Origin of the sequence: Seohaeicola nanhaiensis (assembly GCF_042654245.1) — a bacterium.
GTDB classification, from domain to species: Bacteria; Pseudomonadota; Alphaproteobacteria; order Rhodobacterales; family Rhodobacteraceae; genus Seohaeicola_A; species Seohaeicola_A nanhaiensis.
This window is the reverse complement of sequence record NZ_JBHSGI010000002.1, coordinates 789,911-806,491: the sequence shown is the minus strand read 5'-3', so window position 1 is coordinate 806,491 and position 16,581 is coordinate 789,911. Positions and strand designations below refer to the sequence as shown.

20 protein-coding genes are annotated in these 16,581 nt (G+C 69.1%); 6 read left to right on the top strand and 14 right to left on the bottom strand.

What is annotated here, in order from left to right; translation table 11 throughout:
- The first annotated feature begins 39 nt into the window (after positions 1-39).
- On the top strand, positions 40-1,764 hold the full coding sequence (locus ACFO5X_RS04115; protein WP_380715959.1) for a hypothetical protein: 1,725 nt from the start codon (positions 40-42) through the stop codon (positions 1,762-1,764).
- Here the strand turns inward: ACFO5X_RS04115 and ACFO5X_RS04110 are convergent.
- Genes ACFO5X_RS04110 through ACFO5X_RS04090 form a run of 5 tightly spaced genes read right to left on the bottom strand, consistent with a single transcriptional unit; the run spans position 1,761 to position 6,260 of the window.
- A complete protein-coding gene (locus ACFO5X_RS04110) occupies positions 1,761-2,828 on the bottom strand; it encodes a methylglyoxal synthase (RefSeq protein ID WP_380715958.1) in 1,068 nt (355 codons plus the stop codon). The two genes, ACFO5X_RS04115 and ACFO5X_RS04110, sit on opposite strands and share 4 nt — an antisense overlap.
- Positions 2,829-3,599: a bifunctional hydroxymethylpyrimidine kinase/phosphomethylpyrimidine kinase gene (locus ACFO5X_RS04105; RefSeq protein ID WP_380715957.1), complete on the bottom strand. Its 771-nt coding sequence runs from the start codon at positions 3,597-3,599 to the stop codon at positions 2,829-2,831. It lies immediately after the preceding gene.
- Between the two features lie 14 nt (positions 3,600-3,613).
- Positions 3,614-4,258, bottom strand: a complete 645-nt coding sequence (locus ACFO5X_RS04100) for a DUF938 domain-containing protein (protein WP_380715956.1) — start codon at positions 4,256-4,258, stop codon at positions 3,614-3,616.
- Complete coding sequence (locus ACFO5X_RS04095) at positions 4,255-5,328, bottom strand: NAD(P)/FAD-dependent oxidoreductase (RefSeq protein ID WP_380715955.1); 1,074 nt, start codon at positions 5,326-5,328, stop codon at positions 4,255-4,257. The genes ACFO5X_RS04100 and ACFO5X_RS04095 overlap by 4 nt, the downstream gene beginning before the upstream one ends.
- A complete protein-coding gene (locus ACFO5X_RS04090; RefSeq protein WP_380715954.1) occupies positions 5,325-6,260 on the bottom strand; it encodes an aldo/keto reductase in 936 nt (311 codons plus the stop codon). The genes ACFO5X_RS04095 and ACFO5X_RS04090 overlap by 4 nt, the downstream gene beginning before the upstream one ends.
- A 167-nt stretch (positions 6,261-6,427) precedes the next feature.
- On the opposite strand from ACFO5X_RS04090, the gene ACFO5X_RS04085 reads away from it, so the two are divergent.
- A complete protein-coding gene (locus ACFO5X_RS04085; protein ID WP_380715953.1) occupies positions 6,428-7,189 on the top strand; it encodes an NYN domain-containing protein in 762 nt (253 codons plus the stop codon).
- On the opposite strand, the gene ACFO5X_RS04080 is transcribed toward ACFO5X_RS04085, so the two are convergent.
- The 4 genes from ACFO5X_RS04080 to ACFO5X_RS04065 form a co-directional block, all read right to left on the bottom strand.
- A complete protein-coding gene (locus tag ACFO5X_RS04080) occupies positions 7,119-7,499 on the bottom strand; it encodes a type II toxin-antitoxin system death-on-curing family toxin (RefSeq protein ID WP_380715952.1) in 381 nt (126 codons plus the stop codon). The two genes, ACFO5X_RS04085 and ACFO5X_RS04080, sit on opposite strands and share 71 nt — an antisense overlap.
- Complete coding sequence (locus ACFO5X_RS04075; RefSeq protein WP_380715951.1) at positions 7,496-7,744, bottom strand: hypothetical protein; 249 nt, start codon at positions 7,742-7,744, stop codon at positions 7,496-7,498. The genes ACFO5X_RS04080 and ACFO5X_RS04075 overlap by 4 nt, the downstream gene beginning before the upstream one ends.
- A gap of 58 nt (positions 7,745-7,802) precedes the next feature.
- A complete protein-coding gene (locus ACFO5X_RS04070) occupies positions 7,803-8,678 on the bottom strand; it encodes an alpha/beta fold hydrolase (RefSeq protein WP_380715950.1) in 876 nt (291 codons plus the stop codon).
- Between the two features lie 75 nt (positions 8,679-8,753).
- The gene (locus ACFO5X_RS04065) at positions 8,754-10,040 is read right to left on the bottom strand and encodes an alpha/beta hydrolase family protein (RefSeq protein ID WP_380715949.1); all 1,287 of its coding nucleotides are present in this window, start codon (positions 10,038-10,040) and stop codon (positions 8,754-8,756) included.
- 146 nt (positions 10,041-10,186) lie between these two features.
- Between ACFO5X_RS04065 and ACFO5X_RS04060 the strand changes: the two genes are divergently transcribed.
- Positions 10,187-11,548, top strand: a complete 1,362-nt coding sequence (locus ACFO5X_RS04060) for an MATE family efflux transporter (protein ID WP_380715948.1) — start codon at positions 10,187-10,189, stop codon at positions 11,546-11,548.
- Between the two features lie 79 nt (positions 11,549-11,627).
- On the opposite strand, the gene ACFO5X_RS04055 is transcribed toward ACFO5X_RS04060, so the two are convergent.
- Together ACFO5X_RS04055 and ACFO5X_RS04050 are read right to left on the bottom strand one after the other, a co-directional pair.
- Complete coding sequence (locus ACFO5X_RS04055; protein ID WP_380715947.1) at positions 11,628-12,029, bottom strand: hypothetical protein; 402 nt, start codon at positions 12,027-12,029, stop codon at positions 11,628-11,630.
- A 158-nt stretch (positions 12,030-12,187) separates the two neighbouring features.
- Positions 12,188-13,390, bottom strand: a complete 1,203-nt coding sequence (locus ACFO5X_RS04050) for a pyridoxal phosphate-dependent aminotransferase (protein ID WP_380715946.1) — start codon at positions 13,388-13,390, stop codon at positions 12,188-12,190.
- 93 nt (positions 13,391-13,483) lie between these two features.
- On the opposite strand from ACFO5X_RS04050, the gene ACFO5X_RS04045 reads away from it, so the two are divergent.
- From ACFO5X_RS04045 to ACFO5X_RS04035, 3 genes are all read left to right on the top strand, one after another.
- Positions 13,484-13,885, top strand: a complete 402-nt coding sequence (locus ACFO5X_RS04045; protein WP_380715945.1) for a helix-turn-helix domain-containing protein — start codon at positions 13,484-13,486, stop codon at positions 13,883-13,885.
- 38 nt (positions 13,886-13,923) lie between these two features.
- Positions 13,924-14,148, top strand: coding sequence for a succinate dehydrogenase assembly factor 2 (locus ACFO5X_RS04040; RefSeq protein WP_380716374.1), 225 nt, complete (start codon positions 13,924-13,926; stop codon positions 14,146-14,148).
- A 69-nt stretch (positions 14,149-14,217) separates the two neighbouring features.
- Positions 14,218-14,715, top strand: a complete 498-nt coding sequence (locus ACFO5X_RS04035; protein WP_380715944.1) for a MarR family winged helix-turn-helix transcriptional regulator — start codon at positions 14,218-14,220, stop codon at positions 14,713-14,715.
- On the opposite strand, the gene ACFO5X_RS04030 is transcribed toward ACFO5X_RS04035, so the two are convergent.
- Genes ACFO5X_RS04030 through ACFO5X_RS04020 form a run of 3 tightly spaced genes read right to left on the bottom strand, consistent with a single transcriptional unit; the run spans position 14,709 to position 16,554 of the window.
- Positions 14,709-15,425: a DUF1194 domain-containing protein gene (locus tag ACFO5X_RS04030; RefSeq protein ID WP_380715943.1), complete on the bottom strand. Its 717-nt coding sequence runs from the start codon at positions 15,423-15,425 to the stop codon at positions 14,709-14,711. The genes ACFO5X_RS04035 and ACFO5X_RS04030 overlap by 7 nt on opposite strands.
- Entirely contained in the window at positions 15,422-16,126 is a 705-nt protein-coding gene (locus tag ACFO5X_RS04025; protein ID WP_380715942.1) for a DUF1194 domain-containing protein, read from the bottom strand. Before ACFO5X_RS04025 ends, ACFO5X_RS04030 begins: the two co-directional genes overlap by 4 nt.
- Complete coding sequence (locus tag ACFO5X_RS04020; RefSeq protein ID WP_380715941.1) at positions 16,126-16,554, bottom strand: VOC family protein; 429 nt, start codon at positions 16,552-16,554, stop codon at positions 16,126-16,128. Before ACFO5X_RS04020 ends, ACFO5X_RS04025 begins: the two co-directional genes overlap by 1 nt.
- Positions 16,555-16,581 lie beyond the last annotated feature (27 nt).

The window sequence follows — 16,581 nt, the reverse complement described above, 5'->3', positions numbered from 1 at the left end:
ATATGATAAACCCGTCTTGACCCTGCCGAGGTGCCCCGCATGACCTCTCTCACCGCCCCCAACATGACCCCCGGCCGCGACCTGCTCGACGCGGGACGCAAGCTCGCCGGCACCTGGACGCTCGGCCGCTCCGCCTTCCTCGACGCCGAGGGCGTGACGTCTGAGGCCGACTACAAACGCCGCATGGCCGCCGAAGGCCGCATGATGCAGCATGCCCATATCGGCTTTCGCAGCATCGACCGCACGGTCAGCGCGATCCGCGAAATCCACGACACCGCCGCCTCCGAGGGCGTGAAGGTCGACCGCTTCGGCATCACCCTCGACTGGACCATGGGCTATCCCCCCGACCGGCGCGACGCCGCCCAGACCGGCACGGGAATCGTCCTGCAGGGCCCCGAGGACTTTGCCCGCATCACGAATGCCGCGCCCGCGGCTTCGCATTTCGGCGATTTCATGCTCGGACTGCCCGGCGCGCTGCACAATGTTCAGGCAGCCCTCGCCGCCGGGGCCACCGCCATCGGCAACCTCGGGCAATATTTCACCTTCCGCCTGCCCTACTGGGACGACGACGTCGCCACGACCGAGGCGACCGTCACAGCCATCGGCCTGATCGCCGCCCAGCCGGCCGAGGTGCTGATCCACTCCAATCTCGACGACGGTTTCGTCGGCCTCTACCGCGACATGACCTCCTCGCTCGGCACCGTGCTGATCGAAAAGCATATCGTCGAGGATCTGATCGGCGCGCGGCTGTCCTATTGCTGGGGCCACCATTTCTCGAACCCCGCCAGCCGCGCCGCCTTTCACGCCGCCATGGCCCGCGTGACCGACACGCCCGGCACCATGCTCTACGGCAATACCGTCGCCTACCGCCGGTCTCCGGCGGCGAATTACGCCAGCCTGGCGAGCTACCTGCTCGCCGATATCACCTCGCTCGGCCGCGCCCACACCGGCCACGCGATCAACCCGGTCCCGGTGACGGAAAACCAGCGCATCCCGGATGTCGAGGAAATCCTCGACGCCCAGCGCTTCGCCGCGCGGCTGGTCGAACACGCCCCCGAACACGGCGCGCTGATCGACACGGCAAAGATCGACGCCCTGACCGACCGGCTGATGGAGGGCGGCCTGGCCTTCAAACAGCGTGCCATGCAGGGCCTCGCCGACCGCGGCGTCGACGTGACCGACCCCGCCGCGCTGATGCTGGCGATCAAGCGGCTGGGCGCCCACGGCATGGAAACGCTCTTCGGCAACCGCGCGACCAAACCGCTGGTCCCGGTGGACTGGGCGCTGGAACTCGACCGCGACGCCGCCGCCTGGTGCGCGCGCCAGACCGCGCCCGCCGGCCTCTCCACGCTCAAGGTCGCGCTGGGCACCTCGGACGTGCACGAACACGGCGCCTACCTCGTGCGCGCGGCGCTCTCGGGCCTCGGGGCCGAGGCGGTCGAGGTCGGCACCTCGCTCGATGCCGAGGTGCTGGTCGACCGCGCGCTCGACGCCGGGGCCGAGGTGATCGCCGTCTCCACCTACAACGGGCTCGGCCTGCGCTATGCCCGCGCGGTGCTGGCGGCGCTGGAACGGCGCGGGGCCAGCCTGCCGCTGCTGATCGGCGGCAAGCTGAACGAAATCCCCGCCGCCTCGAACACCGACCTGCCGGTCGATGTCACCGAAGAAATCCGCGCCACCGGCGCCTATCCCTGCGCCGATCTCGACGAGATGCTGGAGGCCCTGCGCGGCATCATCGACCGCCGACCCGCCAAGGCCGGCTAGCGGGCAGGCAGACCCGCCACCAGCAGATCGGCCCCCGACGGCCCCAGCGCGATCGGCGTGTCATGCAGCGCCGCCAGCCGGGTCAGCGCCTGCAGATCGGCCTCGCCGCTGTGGGGCAGGGTGGGGTCGATGAAGAACACAACCGCATCCAGCTGCCCCGTCGCGATCATCGCCCCCAGCTGCTGGTCGCCGCCGCGCCCGCCCCGGTGCAGTCGATGCACCCTCAGCGCCGGGGCCGCCTCGGCCACCATCCGCCCGGTGCCGCCGGTACAGACCAGCCGGTGCCCCGCCAGCGCCCGCGCGTGCCGCAGCACCCAGGCCCGCAGCTGTGCCTTGCGCGTGTCATGCGCCGCCAGCGCGATCCGGCGCGGCGCGGTCGATTGCCGCCGCGCCTGTTCGGTGATTGCCAGGATCGCCCGCACCTGCGCGGCAAAGCCCTCACCCTCGGCCGGAAAGGTGCCTGCCAGCGCGGCGGTGCCCACGGTGAACCCGGTCGCCCCGGCCCGCGCCGCGGCCTCGACCCGCCCGGCGCTGTCGATGCTGCCGGCCATGATCACCGGCTTGGCCACCGCGCCGCAGACCGCCGCCATCAGCCCCTCGACATCGCCGTCGAACCGATAGGCCAGCAGATCCAGCCCGTGCACATGCTCCAGATCCGCCAGCCGCTGGGCCGACTCGACAATCGCCCCGGCCGGCCCTTCCAGCACGCTCGGGTGCCCGGTGATCTGCCCTGGAAACGGATAATACCGCAGCGGATGGTCCCGCGTCAGCGCCGTCACCTCGCCCGCGCGGATGCCGCCCAGCAGACAGTCCACGTCCAGATCGATGGCCGCCCGCGCCGAGGCCAATTCGCTCTCGCCGTCCAGGCTCACCACCTCCAGATAGGACCGCCCGCCTGCCGCGCGGATCGCATCGGCGAGGCCCTTCAGGTCCGAGAACGGCAGCCCCACGTCCTTGAACCCGATATGGCGCACGCCGCCTTCCAGCGCCTCGTCCAGTCGGGCGCGCGCATCCGGGATGGTCCGGTCGTTCGAGGTCAGCATCAGGATGAAATCGAAGGCCATTCACGTCTCCTCTGGCTGGGGCGGGGCAGTCGTCCATGTTGCGGCGGCCTCGGCGATCCGCAGATGCGGGTGCCCGAGGCTCGCGCCGATCAGCGCATCCAGATGGCCAAGTGCCGCACCCGGGCCCAGCCCGCCCGCCACCAGCGCGGCAAAGACATCGCCCACCCCATGCGGCACGCCCTCCCGGCGCGGCGCGGCCCAGAGCCCGCCGTCTCCGCCAAAGCGCCGGACCCCGATCCGCCCATCCTTGGCCGGAACCGAGGTTACCAGCACCTCGCACCCCTCTGCCAGCCTGCGCCCGGCCGTCTCGACCGGCCCCTCGGGCATCCCCGAAAGCCACCCCAGCTCGAACAGGTTCGGCGTCAGCACATCGGCCAGCGGCACCAGCCCGTCGCGCAGCGCCTCCGCCACGGCCTCGGGCAGATAGAGCCCCTTCGGCGCGTCGCCCAGCACCGGATCCACCACGATCCTCGCCCGTCCGCGCAGCCGCTCGGCCAGCCCGACAGCCAGCGCCACATGATCGGGACTCGGCAGATAGCCGGTCAGCAGCGCATCGATCTCGGCCAGCCAGCCGTTGCCCTCCAGCGCCGCAATCATCGCGTCAAGCTGATCCACCGCCACCGGCTGCCCCGCCACATGGGAGAACCCCGGATGGTTCGACAGGATCACCGTCGGCAGCTGCGTCACCTCATGGCCCAGCAGCTGCAACACCGGCGCGCCTGCCGACAGTCCGACATGTCCGCGCGCCACCCAGCTTGACAGGATCAGCACGCGCATCTCCGGCCTCAGACCTTCCGCGCCACCAGCGCCAGGTTGTTGGCCGGCATCTCGACCACCTGCGCCATCTCCAGCCCGGCGCCCTGCAACAGGTCCATCGTGTCGAAATCGTCCTTGTAGCCGATGGCCGGATCGCTCTCGACCAGGCTCGCATGAAAGGCCTCGTCTCCTGGGCTGGTCAGGTTTCCGCCCCGCTTGAACGGCCCGTAGATCACGAAGACCCCGCCGGGGGCCAGCGCCTGCGCCGCCTCACCGAGCACCACCGCCGCTTCGGGCTCCGACATCAGGTGCAACAGGTTCACCAGCACAACCAGATCCTGCCCGCCCCAGTGCGCACCCCAGCCGGGCGCGCAGGCGTCGAGCGCCACCGCAGGCGCGACATTGGCCAGGCCCCCGGCATAGGCGTCGATGCTCGCCCGCCGCTCGGGCGCGATCTCGGTCGGCTGCCAGCGCAGCCCCGGAAACCGTTCTGCAAAGACCGCCACATGCTGGCCCGTCCCGCTGGCCAGTTCCAGCGCGCGCCCCGTCGCGGGCGCCACCTCGGCCAGCAGATCCGCGATGGCCTGCGCATTCCGCTCGGCCGCCGGGGCGAACAGCCGCCCGTCGCCCGCAGGCTCGGCCACGCTGGCCGTCGGCGGCAGCCGGCGCGTCATCGCAGCCGGTCCGGCACCAGCGCCCGCACCACCGCCGCGTCCAGTTCGGGCGGCCGCCCGCCCACCAGATCGGCCAGCAGCCGCGACGCGGCGGGCGAGGTCTGGAAGCCATAGCCGCCTTGCCCCGCGCACCACACGAACCCCGGGGCGGACGGGTCCGGCCCCAGCACCAGAGTGCGGTCCGGGGCAAAGCTGCGCAGCCCGGCCCAGGACGTTTCCAGCCGCGTCACCGGCTCGGTCACCATCGCCTCGTAGCGCGCCAGCCCCTCGGCCAGCACCATGTCGTCGGCCCAGGCGTCATGCGGCTCCACCGCGTCCTCCTCGGCGGGCGAGACCAGCAGCTTGCCCGCGTCCGGCTTGGCGTACCAGGCCTCGTGCAGCCCCAGGATCATCGGCCAGCCGCGCAGGTCATGCCCGCCCGGCGCCGGGATCCGCGCCATCGAGCGGCGGTGCGGCACGATCCCCAGCGGCGCCACCCCCGCCATCTCCGCGATGCGGTCGGCCCAGGCCCCGCCGGCGTTCACCAGCACCCGGCCCTCGAAGGCGGCGCCCCCGGCCTCGACCGCCCAGCCATCGCCGCTGCGCCGGATCGCGCTCACGCCGTGGTTGGTCAGAACCTCGCCGCCCGCCGCGCGGATCGCGCGGGCATGGTCCTGCAGGATGCGGTCGGTATCCAGATCCCAGGCGTCCGCGTCATAGGCGGCATGGCCCACCGCGTCCGGGTTCAGGATCGGCACCATCGCCACCGCCTCGGGCACCGTGATCGCGCCCATCTTCATCGAATCGGCCTCGGCCCGGAATGCCTCGCCCTCCTCGGCGCGCGCGATCAGCATCAGCCCGCGCGGGCTCAGATACCCACCCGCCCGATGCGCCTCGGCGCTGGCGAGGTTCAGCGCGATGGTCGCCGGCAGCCCGTATTGCGCCTCGAACATCGCCGCCGACCGGCCCGAGGCGTGATACCCCAGCGCGCTCTCGCCTTCGAGCACGACAACCCGCCCCAGATCCGACAGCTTCGCCCCCGCGCTCAGCCCAGCGACCCCGCCGCCGATGACGATGAAGTCGCTGCTCACGCCACTTCCTCCGTCCGGTCGGTGGCCGGCGGCGGCGTCGGGCTCAGCGCGGCGACACGGGCGTAGACCTCGTCGCTCATCTCAAAGCGGATCGCCGCCAGCGACGGCGCCAACTGTTCGGTGCTGCGGGCCGAGATGATCGGCACCGGATGCGTCGGATGCGCCGCCACCCAGGCCACCGCCAGCGTCGCCGGATCGGTGCCTAGCTCTCTGGCCAGATCGGCCAGCGCCGCCGCGGTGCCGCCCATCCAGTCCTGTCCGTAACGCTTTTTATACCGCGCGTCGTCCGCCAGCCGCCCGCCTTCGCCACGCGCGTATTTCCCGGTCAGCAGCCCGCCGCCCAGCGGCGAATAGGTCGCCGCGACAATCCCCTGATCGGCGCACATCGGCAGGATCTCCACCTCGGCCTGCCGCTTCACAAGGTTGTACATCGGCTGCAGCAGGTCGATGGTGATGCCCATCTGCCCGGCATAGAACACCGCCTTCATCACCTGCCAGGCGGCCATGTTCGACAGGCCGACATAGCGGATCTTCCCCGCCTCCTTCAGCCGCGCCAGCCCCTCGATGGTGTCGCGCAGATCGCCGGCCGGGTCGTAATGATGCAGATACAGCACGTCGACCACATCCAGCCCCAGCCGCTGGCGCGAGGTATCGAACTGCTCGGCCATGTTGGCCGCGCTGTTGCCGCCGATATAGCCCGCCTTGGTCGCGATCAGCAGCCGCTCCCGCTCGGCCCCGATCATCCCGCCCAGCAGGGTCTCGGACCTGCCGTCGGTATAGACATAGGCGGTGTCGAAATGGTTGATCCCGGCGCCCCGGCAGGCGTCGAATAGGGCGCGGCTGGCGGTTTCATCCGCCTTGCCGCCGAATTGCATGGTGCCAAAGGCAAAGGCGCTGGCGCGGGTCCCGTCGAGGGTAAGAAGCTCTGTCATGGGCCAGACAGTGACATGCCGCGCCGGGCGGCGAAAGGGGCCTTTGCGCGGCTTGCGCACAAGCCCGCCACCGGAAGCCTCGGCAAGGTTCGGCCTACAACGCTCCATCTTCTCGCCGCATTCCTGCGGCCTGATGCGCTATCGCGTCAGCTTGAAGGGACGGAGGGGTGAACGCAGCAACCGGTTTCACGCGCATCGGTCAGGACCAGCCGGTCGCCGTGCTGGTCGATGGCGAGAACATCTCGGCCGATAACGCCACCCTGATCCTCGACGCTGCCCGCACCCTCGGCCCCATCGGCGTGCGCCGCGTCTATGGCAACGTTGGCCGCCTGCCGGCATGGGAGGCGACGCCCGGTTTCACCGCCATACACACCCAAAGCAACAAGAACTCCGCCGACATGCGCCTGACCGTCGATGCGATGGACCTCTTCCTGCGCGCCGATGTGCGCAGCTTCCTGCTGGCCAGTTCCGACGGGGACTTCACCCATCTCGCCACCTATCTGCGCGACTCTGGCGCGCATGTCACCGGCCTCGGCGCCATCGCCGCCGGCACCAGCTTCAAGGCCGCCTGCCACCGCTTCGTCGCGATAGACGCGCCCCCGGCCGCCCCGCCGCAGCCGCCCTCGTTGGCGGCGATGAAGGACCACCTGATCGCGGCGCTCAAGACCCGTCCGCGCACCGAAGGGCTCGCCATCGCCGATATCAACCCGCTGATGCGCCAGCTTCACCCGATCTGCATCGCAAACCACCCGGTCGGATCCTGGCGCGCCTTCCTCGGTCTCTATCCCGAACTCTTCGCCTTTGACCCCAAAGGCCCCAAGGCCCGCGTCCGCCTTCGCAAGCCGGCTCCTGCCGCGGTCACAGCGCCTTCATCCGCAACCACTCCGCCATCTCCTCCTCGCCAATCAGCCGCTGCGCCAGCGCAATGATCCGGTCGCCCGCCTCGGCGGTGTCAGTCCATTCGATGACCACGCCATTCACGACGAGGCAGAAGTTCATCGCATCGAAGGCCGTGCGCTTGTTGCCGTCGTTGAAACAGTGCCCCGTGGCAATCGCCGTCGCATAGGCGGCGGCGAGGTCGAAGACATCGCCGATCATGCCATAGATCAGCCGGTTGTCGACACGGCCAAGCGCGCCTTCAAGCGATTTGTCGCGCGCGCGACCAGTCAGCTCTCCGGGATTGAGCGCGCTGTCGTGCAGCGCTTCCACCGCCGCAGCATCAAGCAGGATGTAGGTCATTTGTCCTTGAGGTAGTCAAGAACCGGCTGGACACTGTCGCGCGAGGATCTGACGTATTCGAGCACTTCCTCCATCGACGCATAGCGCGGCGCGCCGTCCAGCGTCGCCTCTTCCGGCACCAGATAGCCGACACAGCGCGAATTCTTCATGATCGCCACCGGCTTGCCATTGGCGCGGTCCAGCACCTTCTGCGGCTCGCGCAGTTCGGTCATCGTGCAGATCTGGTTGGTATGCAGGCGGGCCATCGGGGTATCCTCTGAAATGTGCATCGGAATATACACCCGAATGCACATTCTGGCAAGATCACCCCAGCCAGCCCAGGATCGCCTGCGCCGCTTCCTCCGGTTTCTGATGGAACAGCCAGTGATCGCAGCCCTCCAGCGTGATCCGCGTCAGCTCGGGCGCAAACTCCTCCAGCCCCGCCGTCGCCACCGGCAGCAGCGCCTTGTCGTCCGCGCCCCAGAGCAGCAGATGCGGCATCCGCACCATCAGCTTCTCGCGCGGCAGCGGGGGCAGGGGGCCCGGCTCTTCATCCATCGCCGGCACCACCAGGGGCGAGGCGCGATACCAGTGGATCATCGTCTTCAGCCGCCCGCCGCGGGCCCATTCGGCCTTGTACTCGGCCAGCCGCGCCGGCGTCATCCAGTCGAGATTCATCCGCGACGAGAAAAACCGGAACATCTTGTCGAAATCGTCCTCAGCCAGGATGTCCTGCGAGTCTTCCCGCCGCAGAAAGCGGATGTATTGCGAGGCCTCGCGCTGAGCCGCATCCCCGATCAGCGCCGCCTGGAACGGCACCGGGTGCACCCCGTTGGCGATCACCAGCCGCTCGACCAGGTCGGGACGGAACATCGCCAGCCCATAGGCCACCGCCGCGCCCCAGTCGTGGCCCAGCACGGTGACCCTGCCGCGCCCCAGCTGCTCGATCAGTGCCGCCATATCCCCGGTCAGCGCCGCGCCCCGGTAGTTCTCGACCCCCTCGGGCGCCCAGCTCTGCCCGTATCCGCGCTGGTCGGGCGCGATGCAGTGATACCGCCCGGCCAGCAGCGGCGCGAATTCCGACCAGGCCCCGCCGTATTCGGGAAAACCATGCAGCATCAGCAGCACCGGCAGCCCGGGATCGCCCCAGCGCCGCAGGAAGAAGGGGTTGCCGTTCAGGGACATCGTCTCGGTCTGCATCGGGCGCTCCGGATCAGGCGTGGCCCCGGGGGGTGGGCCGGGGAAGTGAGTATTTGGAAAGAGAAGAACGTGGGATCACTCGCCCTTGCCCTTCGTCTCTAAGGTCAGCCCGACGCCGGTGCGCGGCAGGAAGCCTTTCCAGTAGGTGTGCTCCGGCAGCGGCTGCGCCCGGTCGTCCAGCGCCACGACGCCATCCGCCGCGCGCTCGATCACGTCGAGATAGGGCGCCATCCCGGCATCGCCCTTCAGGTGCAGGTCCATGAAGGCGGTGGCGAAATGCTGGGCGATGTTGTTCATCCGGTTGGTGTCCCAGACCGCATCCGCATAGTGATCGAAGGGCGCGAACCCCAGCGCCTCGTCAAATCCCCAGCTTTCCGCCGGCGCCGGAATCGGCGCGGCGGCGTTGTGATTGGCCCCCTCGAAGGTCAGCAGATGCCGCGTCGTGCCGGTGGTGCCCGCAAAGATCTCCCGGATGGCGGAATAGACCGACACGTCGTCGGCGCTCCCCGCCATCAGCATCAGCGGCTTCTCGAACCCGGCGAGGCCCGCCGCATCCCAGAACCCGGTGTTCATCCCCCAGGGCCCGATGGCGATGATTGCCTTCACCCGCGGATCGACGAGTTCCTTCAGCGTCTCCGACCCCGCCAGATGCCGCGCCAGCAGCCCGTCCGGCGTGCCCCAGCTGAATTCGGTCGCGGCCTGCGTCACTCCCGCGCCGCCAAAGATCATCGCGCCATAGCCGCCCATGGAATAGCCGATCACCCCGGTCGTCTCCGCATCGGTGATCGCCCCCAGCGGACCCTCCAGCGCCGCCATGCTGTCGATCACGAACTTCTGGTCGATGGGCCGGTTCAGCAGGGTCGAGCCAAAGGCCGTCTTGTCGTCATAGGTGCTGTCGCGATGATCGATCGAGACGGTGACATAGCCTTTCGAGGCCAGGTTCTCGCCCAGATGGGACATCAGGAAGCGGTTGCCGGGATAGCCGTGGCTGATCACGATCAGCGGATAGCGCGTCCCCTCGGCCGGCACTGCATCCCGCGCCGCGCGCCCCTCCAGCGTGACCTCGGTGCGCCCGTCCCGCAACAGCGCGCGATAGCTGCCGCCGGGCGCCGTGCCCTCCGCTGCCGGATACCAGACCTCGACGGTCAGCGCCCGATCATAGAGCGGCTGCGCCCCGTCCTTCGTGTTGACGATATCGATCTGGCCCGGATGCACGAACTCCAGCGTCGTCACCCCGATCGGCAGCGGACCATAGGCGGCCAGCTGCGGCGCATCGGGACGTATCCGGTCGATCCGGTTCTCGGCTTCGGCGGGAACGGCAGCCAGCGTGGCCAGCGCCAGTCCGGTCAGGGCGGTGCGCATCGGAAATCCTCCTCCATCGGTCCGCCCCATGCTACAGCCCCGCGCCCGCGATGCCAGCGGCAATTCCGCTGGCCCGCCACCGCCCGGCGCGGCCGCGAAATCACCCGCTCTTGCCTCGGTTCGCCAAAGCCCTTACGGGCAGCGTCATGCAGGCCCCGATGTCATATCCCGCCCATCTGCGCACCATCCTCGCGCTCGGGCTGCCGCTCATCGGGGGCCATCTGGCGCAATTCGCCATCGGCCTGACCGATACGGTCATGCTCGGCTGGTATGGCGTCGCCGAGCTGGCGGCGCAGACCCTTGCCGGCTCCTATTACTTCGTCCAGTTCATGCTCGGCGCGGGCTTTGCCCTTGCTGTCATGCCGCTGGTCGCCGCCAATGCCGCCGCCGGAGACGAGATCGGACTGCGCCGCGCCACCCGCATGGGCCTCTGGCTCAGCCTCGGCTTCGCGCTGGTCGCGATGCCGGCGATGTGGTGGTCCGAACCGATCCTGCGCGCGCTCGGCCAGTCCCCGCAGGTCGCCGCCGACGCCGCCACATACCTGCGCATCGCCGGCTGGGGGCTGATTCCGGCGCTGCTGGTCATGGTGCTGAAATCCTATCTCGCCGCGCTCGAACGCACCCAGGTGGTCCTCTGGATCACCCTGCTCGCCGCCCTCAGCAACGGCGTCGCCAACTATGCGCTGATCTTCGGCCACTGGGGCGCGCCAGAGCTCGGCCTGCGCGGCGCCGCCATCGCCTCGGTCGCCTCGCAGACCGTCGCCCTGGTCGCCGTGGTGCTCTACGCCGCCCGCGCGCTGCCCGAACACGCGCTGTTCCGCCGCCTCTGGCGCGCGGATGCCGAGATGCTGGTCCGCGTCTTCCGCCTCGGGCTGCCGATCGGGCTGACCATGCTCAGCGAGGTCAGCCTGTTCACCGCCTCGGCCTTCATGATGGGCTGGCTCGGCACCGTGCCGCTCGCCGCCCATGGCATCGTCATCACCGTCGCCAGCGGCACCTTCATGGTGCACCTCGGGCTCTCCAACGTCGCCACCATCCGCGCCGGCGGCGCCTATGGCCGCGGCGCCCCGCAGGAACTCGCCCGCGGCGCCCGCGCGGTGATCGCGCTCTCGCTGGCCTTCGCGATTGTCACCATCGCCACCTTCGTGATCTTCCCGGCGCCGATCCTGTCGCTCTTCCTCGCCGAAAGCGACCCGGCCCGCCCCGAGATCATCGCCACCGGCATCGCCCTTCTGGCCATCGCCGCGCTGTTCCAGCTGGTCGACGGCGCGCAGGTGATCGCGCTCGGCCTGCTGCGCGGCGTGCAGGACACCGCCGTGCCGATGATGGTGGCCATCGTCGCCTATTGGGCGGTGGGCATCCCCGCCTCCTACACGCTCGGCTTCGTTTTCGACCTCGGCGGCCCCGGCATCTGGCTCGGCCTCGTCTTCGGCCTCGCCTGCGCCGGTGTCTTCCTGATGCTGCGCTTCTGGCGCGGCGGCCTGCGCCGTGTCGCCCTCGCCACGTAGGCGGCGCGCCCGCCTTTTCCTCTTGCGACAAATATCCCGGGGGAGTCGCGCCGAAGGCGCGGCGGGGGCAGAGCCCCCTCTATCCCTTGGTCAGCCGGTCCGCCTTCTTGCGCACCAGCACCGCACGCAGGTCGTGCATCGCCATCAGCAGCGCCTCGGTCACCGCCTCCAGCTGGTCGTCCTGCGCCCGCGTCTGCGCCCACTGCGCGGTCAGGTTCAGCGTGTCCACCACGCGGTGGATGTCGTCCAACTCGCGCCGCGCCAGCACCCCGGCGCGCTGCGCCATCCAGGCGCGGATCTCGGTCAGGTCGGCCTCGGTCAGCTGCCGGTCGCCATGGGCCTTCACCTCGCCGTTCTTCATGTTGATCACGGCGATCTGGTCCATCTCGATGCGCCGCTGCCGGTTCTCGGTATCGACGCGAAAGACGAAGGCGCCATTCTCGCGCACCCGGAAGTAATACTCTGGCAACCCGTCCGTCATGCGCCCCCGCACCCCTGCAACGGCAACCCTACCATCCCCGCCCGGTCTGTCCAGACTGCTACGGGCTCAGGCCGTCCCGAAGCCGAGGCGCGCATAGAACGCCTCGGTCCGGTCGAAATCGCGGCTGGGCAGATTGGCGGCGATCTGCGCCGCGCCGGTCATTTCAGTCCGGCGCAGAACTCCCGGATCCGGTCGCAGGCCTTTTCCAGATTCTCGTCCGAGGTTGCATAGCTGATGCGGAAGTTCGGGCTCAGGCCGAAGGCCGCGCCGAACACGACGGCAACCCCGGTCTCCTCCAGCAGCGCGGTGGCGAAATCCTCGTCGGTGGCGATGGTCTTGCCGCTCTTCGTGGTCTTGCCGATCAGACCCTTGATCGAGGGGTAGACATAGAAAGCTCCCTCGGGACGCGGGCAGGTCATGCCTTCGATCTGGTTCAGCTTGCCGACCACCAGATCGCGCCGCCGCTTGAAGATCTCGGCATTGGGCGCCAGGTAATCCTGCGGCCCGTTCAGCGCCTCCAGCGCTGCCCACTGGCTCACCGTGCAGGGGTTCGACGTCGACTGCGACTGCACCTTGCGCATCGCATCGATCAGCACCTTCGGCCCTGCCGCATAGCCGATCCGCCAGCCGGTCATCGCATAGGCCTTGGACACACCGTTGCAGGTCAGCGTGCGATCATAAAGCCCCGGCTCCACCTCGGCGGGCGAGCAGAACTCGAAATCGTCATAGGCCAGGTGCTCGTACATGTCGTCCGACATCACCCAGACATGGGGGTGGCGCATCAGCACATCGGTCAGCGCCTTCAGCTGCTTGCGCGAATAGCCGGCGCCGGTCGGGTTGCTGGGCGAGTTGAAGATGAACCACTTGGTCTTCGGCGTAATCGCCGCTTCCAGCTGCTCCGGCGTGATCTTGAAGGCGTTCTCCAGCGTCGCCTCGATGGCCACCGGTGTGCCGCCGGCCATCAGCACCATGTCCGGATAGCTCACCCAATAGGGCGCCGGGATGATCACCTCGTCGCCCGGGTTCAGCGTCGCCATCAGCGCGTTGTAGAGGTTCTGTTTGCCCCCGGTGCCCACGCTGATCTGGTTCGGCTGATACTCCAGCCCGTTCTCGCGCTTGAACTTGGCGCAGATCGCCTTTTTCAGCTCCGGCATCCCGTCCGGCGCGGTGTATTTCGTCTTGCCCGCGTCGATCGCGGCCTTGGCCGCGTCCTTGATGTTCTGCGGGGTGTCGAAATCCGGCTCGCCCGCACCCAGGGAGATGATGTCCCGCCCGGCCGCCTTCAGCTCGGCGGCCATGGTGGTGACCGCGATGGTCGGCGAGGGTTTCACACGGGTCAGGGTCTGGGAAAGGAAGGACAAGGCGCACCTCGGTTTGAATCTCCGGCGGTTCTGTCATAGGGTGCGCCCCAGAGACGTTCAAGCGACAACGCCCCGACCCTCAGGAGGATACCCATGACCGACGAGAACGGCGACTGGTTCGCCGAAGGCGTCGCCACCTTCGGCGACCGCATTTCAGGCGCGCGCGAGGCCGCCGGGATGAGCCAGAGCGAACTGGCCCGCCGCCTTGGCATCGCCAAGGCCACCCTCGCCGCATGGGAGGACGACCGCTCCGACCCGCGCGCCAACCGCCTGGCGATGCTGGCCGGCATGCTGAACGTCTCGGTCAGCTGGCTGCTCACCGGCACCGGTGACGGCGTGCCCGCCCCGGGCGAACGCGTGGCTCCCGACAAGGAGGCCCGCGAGGTGCTGAGCGAGCTGCGCGGGCTTCGCGCCGCGATGCAGGCCACCGCCGAACGGGCCGAGAAACTCGAGGCGCGGCTCGACCGCCTGCTGGAGGCTCAGGACACCCTGTGACCGACGAACCCCGCGAACACCGCCTGAAACGGCTGCGGATGCGCGCCATGCGCCGCGGCATCCGCGAGATGGACATGATCCTTTCGGCCTATGCCGACCGCCATCTCGACGCGATGCCCCCCGCGCGGCTCGATCTCTTCGACGCGCTGCTGAACGAGAACGACCAGGACCTCTACGCCTGGGTCACCGGCCGCGTTGCGGCCCCCGCGACCTTCGCGCCGCTGGTCGGCGAAATCGCGCAAATCTTTCAAAAAGAAGGCTAAAACCGTTTAACCGAAAATTCGGTTTTTGCCGCCATGCTCCGCTCCGGGCAGTTTTTGTCGGAGAGACGGATGAGCATCGAAATGCAACTGGGCCACGCACCGGCCAAGGGCTTCATGTCCGGATACCTCGAGGCGCTCTCGCTGGTGGAGCGTCTGCACCGCCTGCTTCTCGACGTCATCAAGGACGAATTTGAACGGGTCGGCCTGCTGGAAATCAACGCCGTGCAGGCGCTGCTGCTGTTCAACATCGGCGAAAACGAGGTGACGGCCGGCGAACTCAAGTCGCGCGGCTACTACCAGGGCAGCAACGTCAGCTACAACCTCAAGAAACTGGTCGACATGGGATACATGCACCACCAGCGCTGCGAGATCGACCGCCGATCGGTGCGCGTGCGCCTGACCCAAAGGGGCCGCGAGGTGCGCGACATCGTCTCGGGTCTCTTCGCCCGCCATGCCGAAGGTCTGGAAGAACGCGGCGTGATCGGCTCTGACGGCATAGAGTCGATCACCGCCTCGCTCAAGCGGGTCGAACGTTACTGGACGGACCAGATCCGCTACATCTACTGAAGCGCCGACAGCGCCAGCCCCTCCAGCTCGCGCTTCAGCTTGCGCACCATCGCCGCCTCGTAATCGGCATATCCCAACGCGGTCTCGACAAAGGCCTCCGGCCCCAGGATCACATAGGCCTCGAAATACGAGGCCAGCGCGCCGATCCCGTCGCCGCGCGCCTCTCCGCCCGGCAGGCTGTCGGCCCCGATCACCAGCGCGTTGATCGTGATCCCCTCCGCCATCAGCGCCGCCCGCATCGCCTCGGGCCGCGGCCCGGCGTTGTTCTCGCCATCGCCCGAGATGTCCAGCGTCCGCTTCCAGCAGCCCCGCCGCTGCCCCAGCAGCGCCGCGCCAAAGCCCATGCTGCGCCCCAGCCCCGTCTCGGGTGGCGCCGCGCCCCGGCCCGCCGCCAGCACCCGGCCCGCCACCGCCGTGATATCCGCCGCGCCCTCGATCCGCGCCCAGTCGACCACCATCCGCTGATGCCCCGGCCCGCTCCACAGGTAAACCGCCAGCTCCACCGGCGCGCCCGGATCCGCCAGCAGCGCCGCCACCACATCCGGATGGCGCAGCGCATTGGCCAGCCCCCGCAGCTGCAGCGCGAACTCCCCGCTGTCGACCGACCCCGAGACATCCAGCCCCAGCGCCAGCGCCTGCCGGCAGGGCGCCTCCTGCGCCGTCCCCGGCGCGGCCAGCCAAAGCGCCAGCAGGGCAGGGGCCAGCCTCATCCCGGCCCGGGCCCTATGTGCAACTGCCCCACCATCCGCGGCCGCACCTCGCGCTCCAGCTTGCGGCGCATCGCCTCTTCATACTGATCGAAACTCTGCGCCACCTCGACAAAGGCGCCGGGCCCGCGCAGCACCTCGGCATGAAAGAACTCCACCAGGGCGATCTCGCCCTCGTCGTCGCCCACATCGACCACCAGCCCGTTCACCGTGACCCCGCCAAAGGCGAATTCGGCATAGGCCAGCTGCGGCCCGAAGCCGTCGTTGTTGGTGCCGTCGCCCGCCACGTCCACCGTCTGCGCGGTGCAGGCCGGCGCCCGCGCCAGCAGCCCGGCGGCATAGCCCAGCGCATGGCCCATCGCGGTTGGAAACTCGCTCTCGCTGCGGGCCGATCCGGCGATTGTCGCCGCCGTCGACATCAGTACGGTCGGGCTGTCGACCAGCCGCCAGTCCGCCACAAGATGCTGGTTATACCGCCCGCTCCATTCGAACACTGCCAGCGCCACCGGCGCCGGCTCGGCAAAGAAGGCCCGCTGCACCTCGGGCGCGACCAGCGCCGCCGCCAGCCCGCCGCGCTGCAAGGCATCCTCGCGCGCATCGACCGAGCTGGACACATCCAGCGCCAGCACCAGCGCCAGCCGGCAGTCTTGCGCCGGGGCAGACCCGGCCCAGACCGCCAGAACCGCCGCCAGCGCGCGCCGCATCACCAGTGGCCCGTATTGCCCATGCTGGCCCAGGGCTCGGCCGGGGGCAGCGCCTCGCCGTTCTGCAGCAGCTCGACCGAGACATTGTCGGGCGAGCGCACGAAGGCCATCCGTCCGTCACGCGGCGGCCGGTTGATCGTCACGCCATTGTCCATCAGGAACTGGCAGGTGTCATAGATGTTGTCGACGCCATAGGCGAGGTGGCCGAAATGCCGGCTGTCGCTCGGCAGCCCCTCGTCGCCGTCCCAGTTGTAGGTCAGCTCGACCGGCGCCTCCTCCTGTCCGGGGGGCGCCATGAAGACCAGCGTGAACCGCCCCTGTTCGCTGACATGCTCGCGGATCTTCTTCAGCCCCAGCAATTCATAGAACGCCTGGCTTTTCTCAAGGTCCTTCACGCGGACCATCGTATGCAGATATTTCAGTGGCATCGTCATTCTCCCGATCTGGGGTGAAGA

What these genes read in the sequence shown, in the direction of transcription:
- ACFO5X_RS04065 (WP_380715949.1), bottom strand. Translation starts at nt 10,040, where the DNA reads ATGCGCACCGCCCTGACCGGACTGGCGCTGGCCACGCTGGCTGCCGTT.
- ACFO5X_RS04115 (WP_380715959.1), top strand. Translation starts at nt 40, where the DNA reads ATGACCTCTCTCACCGCCCCCAACATGACCCCCGGCCGCGACCTGCTC.
- ACFO5X_RS04070 (WP_380715950.1), bottom strand. Translation starts at nt 8,678, where the DNA reads ATGCAGACCGAGACGATGTCCCTGAACGGCAACCCCTTCTTCCTGCGG.
- ACFO5X_RS04035 (WP_380715944.1), top strand. Translation starts at nt 14,218, where the DNA reads ATGAGCATCGAAATGCAACTGGGCCACGCACCGGCCAAGGGCTTCATG.
- ACFO5X_RS04030 (WP_380715943.1), bottom strand. Translation starts at nt 15,425, where the DNA reads ATGAGGCTGGCCCCTGCCCTGCTGGCGCTTTGGCTGGCCGCGCCGGGG.
- ACFO5X_RS04060 (WP_380715948.1), top strand. Translation starts at nt 10,187, where the DNA reads ATGCAGGCCCCGATGTCATATCCCGCCCATCTGCGCACCATCCTCGCG.
- ACFO5X_RS04020 (WP_380715941.1), bottom strand. Translation starts at nt 16,554, where the DNA reads ATGCCACTGAAATATCTGCATACGATGGTCCGCGTGAAGGACCTTGAG.
- ACFO5X_RS04040 (WP_380716374.1), top strand. Translation starts at nt 13,924, where the DNA reads ATGCGCGCCATGCGCCGCGGCATCCGCGAGATGGACATGATCCTTTCG.
- ACFO5X_RS04025 (WP_380715942.1), bottom strand. Translation starts at nt 16,126, where the DNA reads ATGCGGCGCGCGCTGGCGGCGGTTCTGGCGGTCTGGGCCGGGTCTGCC.
- ACFO5X_RS04090 (WP_380715954.1), bottom strand. Translation starts at nt 6,260, where the DNA reads ATGACAGAGCTTCTTACCCTCGACGGGACCCGCGCCAGCGCCTTTGCC.
- ACFO5X_RS04045 (WP_380715945.1), top strand. Translation starts at nt 13,484, where the DNA reads ATGACCGACGAGAACGGCGACTGGTTCGCCGAAGGCGTCGCCACCTTC.
- ACFO5X_RS04075 (WP_380715951.1), bottom strand. Translation starts at nt 7,744, where the DNA reads ATGGCCCGCCTGCATACCAACCAGATCTGCACGATGACCGAACTGCGC.
- ACFO5X_RS04055 (WP_380715947.1), bottom strand. Translation starts at nt 12,029, where the DNA reads ATGACGGACGGGTTGCCAGAGTATTACTTCCGGGTGCGCGAGAATGGC.
- ACFO5X_RS04100 (WP_380715956.1), bottom strand. Translation starts at nt 4,258, where the DNA reads ATGACGCGCCGGCTGCCGCCGACGGCCAGCGTGGCCGAGCCTGCGGGC.
- ACFO5X_RS04080 (WP_380715952.1), bottom strand. Translation starts at nt 7,499, where the DNA reads ATGACCTACATCCTGCTTGATGCTGCGGCGGTGGAAGCGCTGCACGAC.
- ACFO5X_RS04110 (WP_380715958.1), bottom strand. Translation starts at nt 2,828, where the DNA reads ATGGCCTTCGATTTCATCCTGATGCTGACCTCGAACGACCGGACCATC.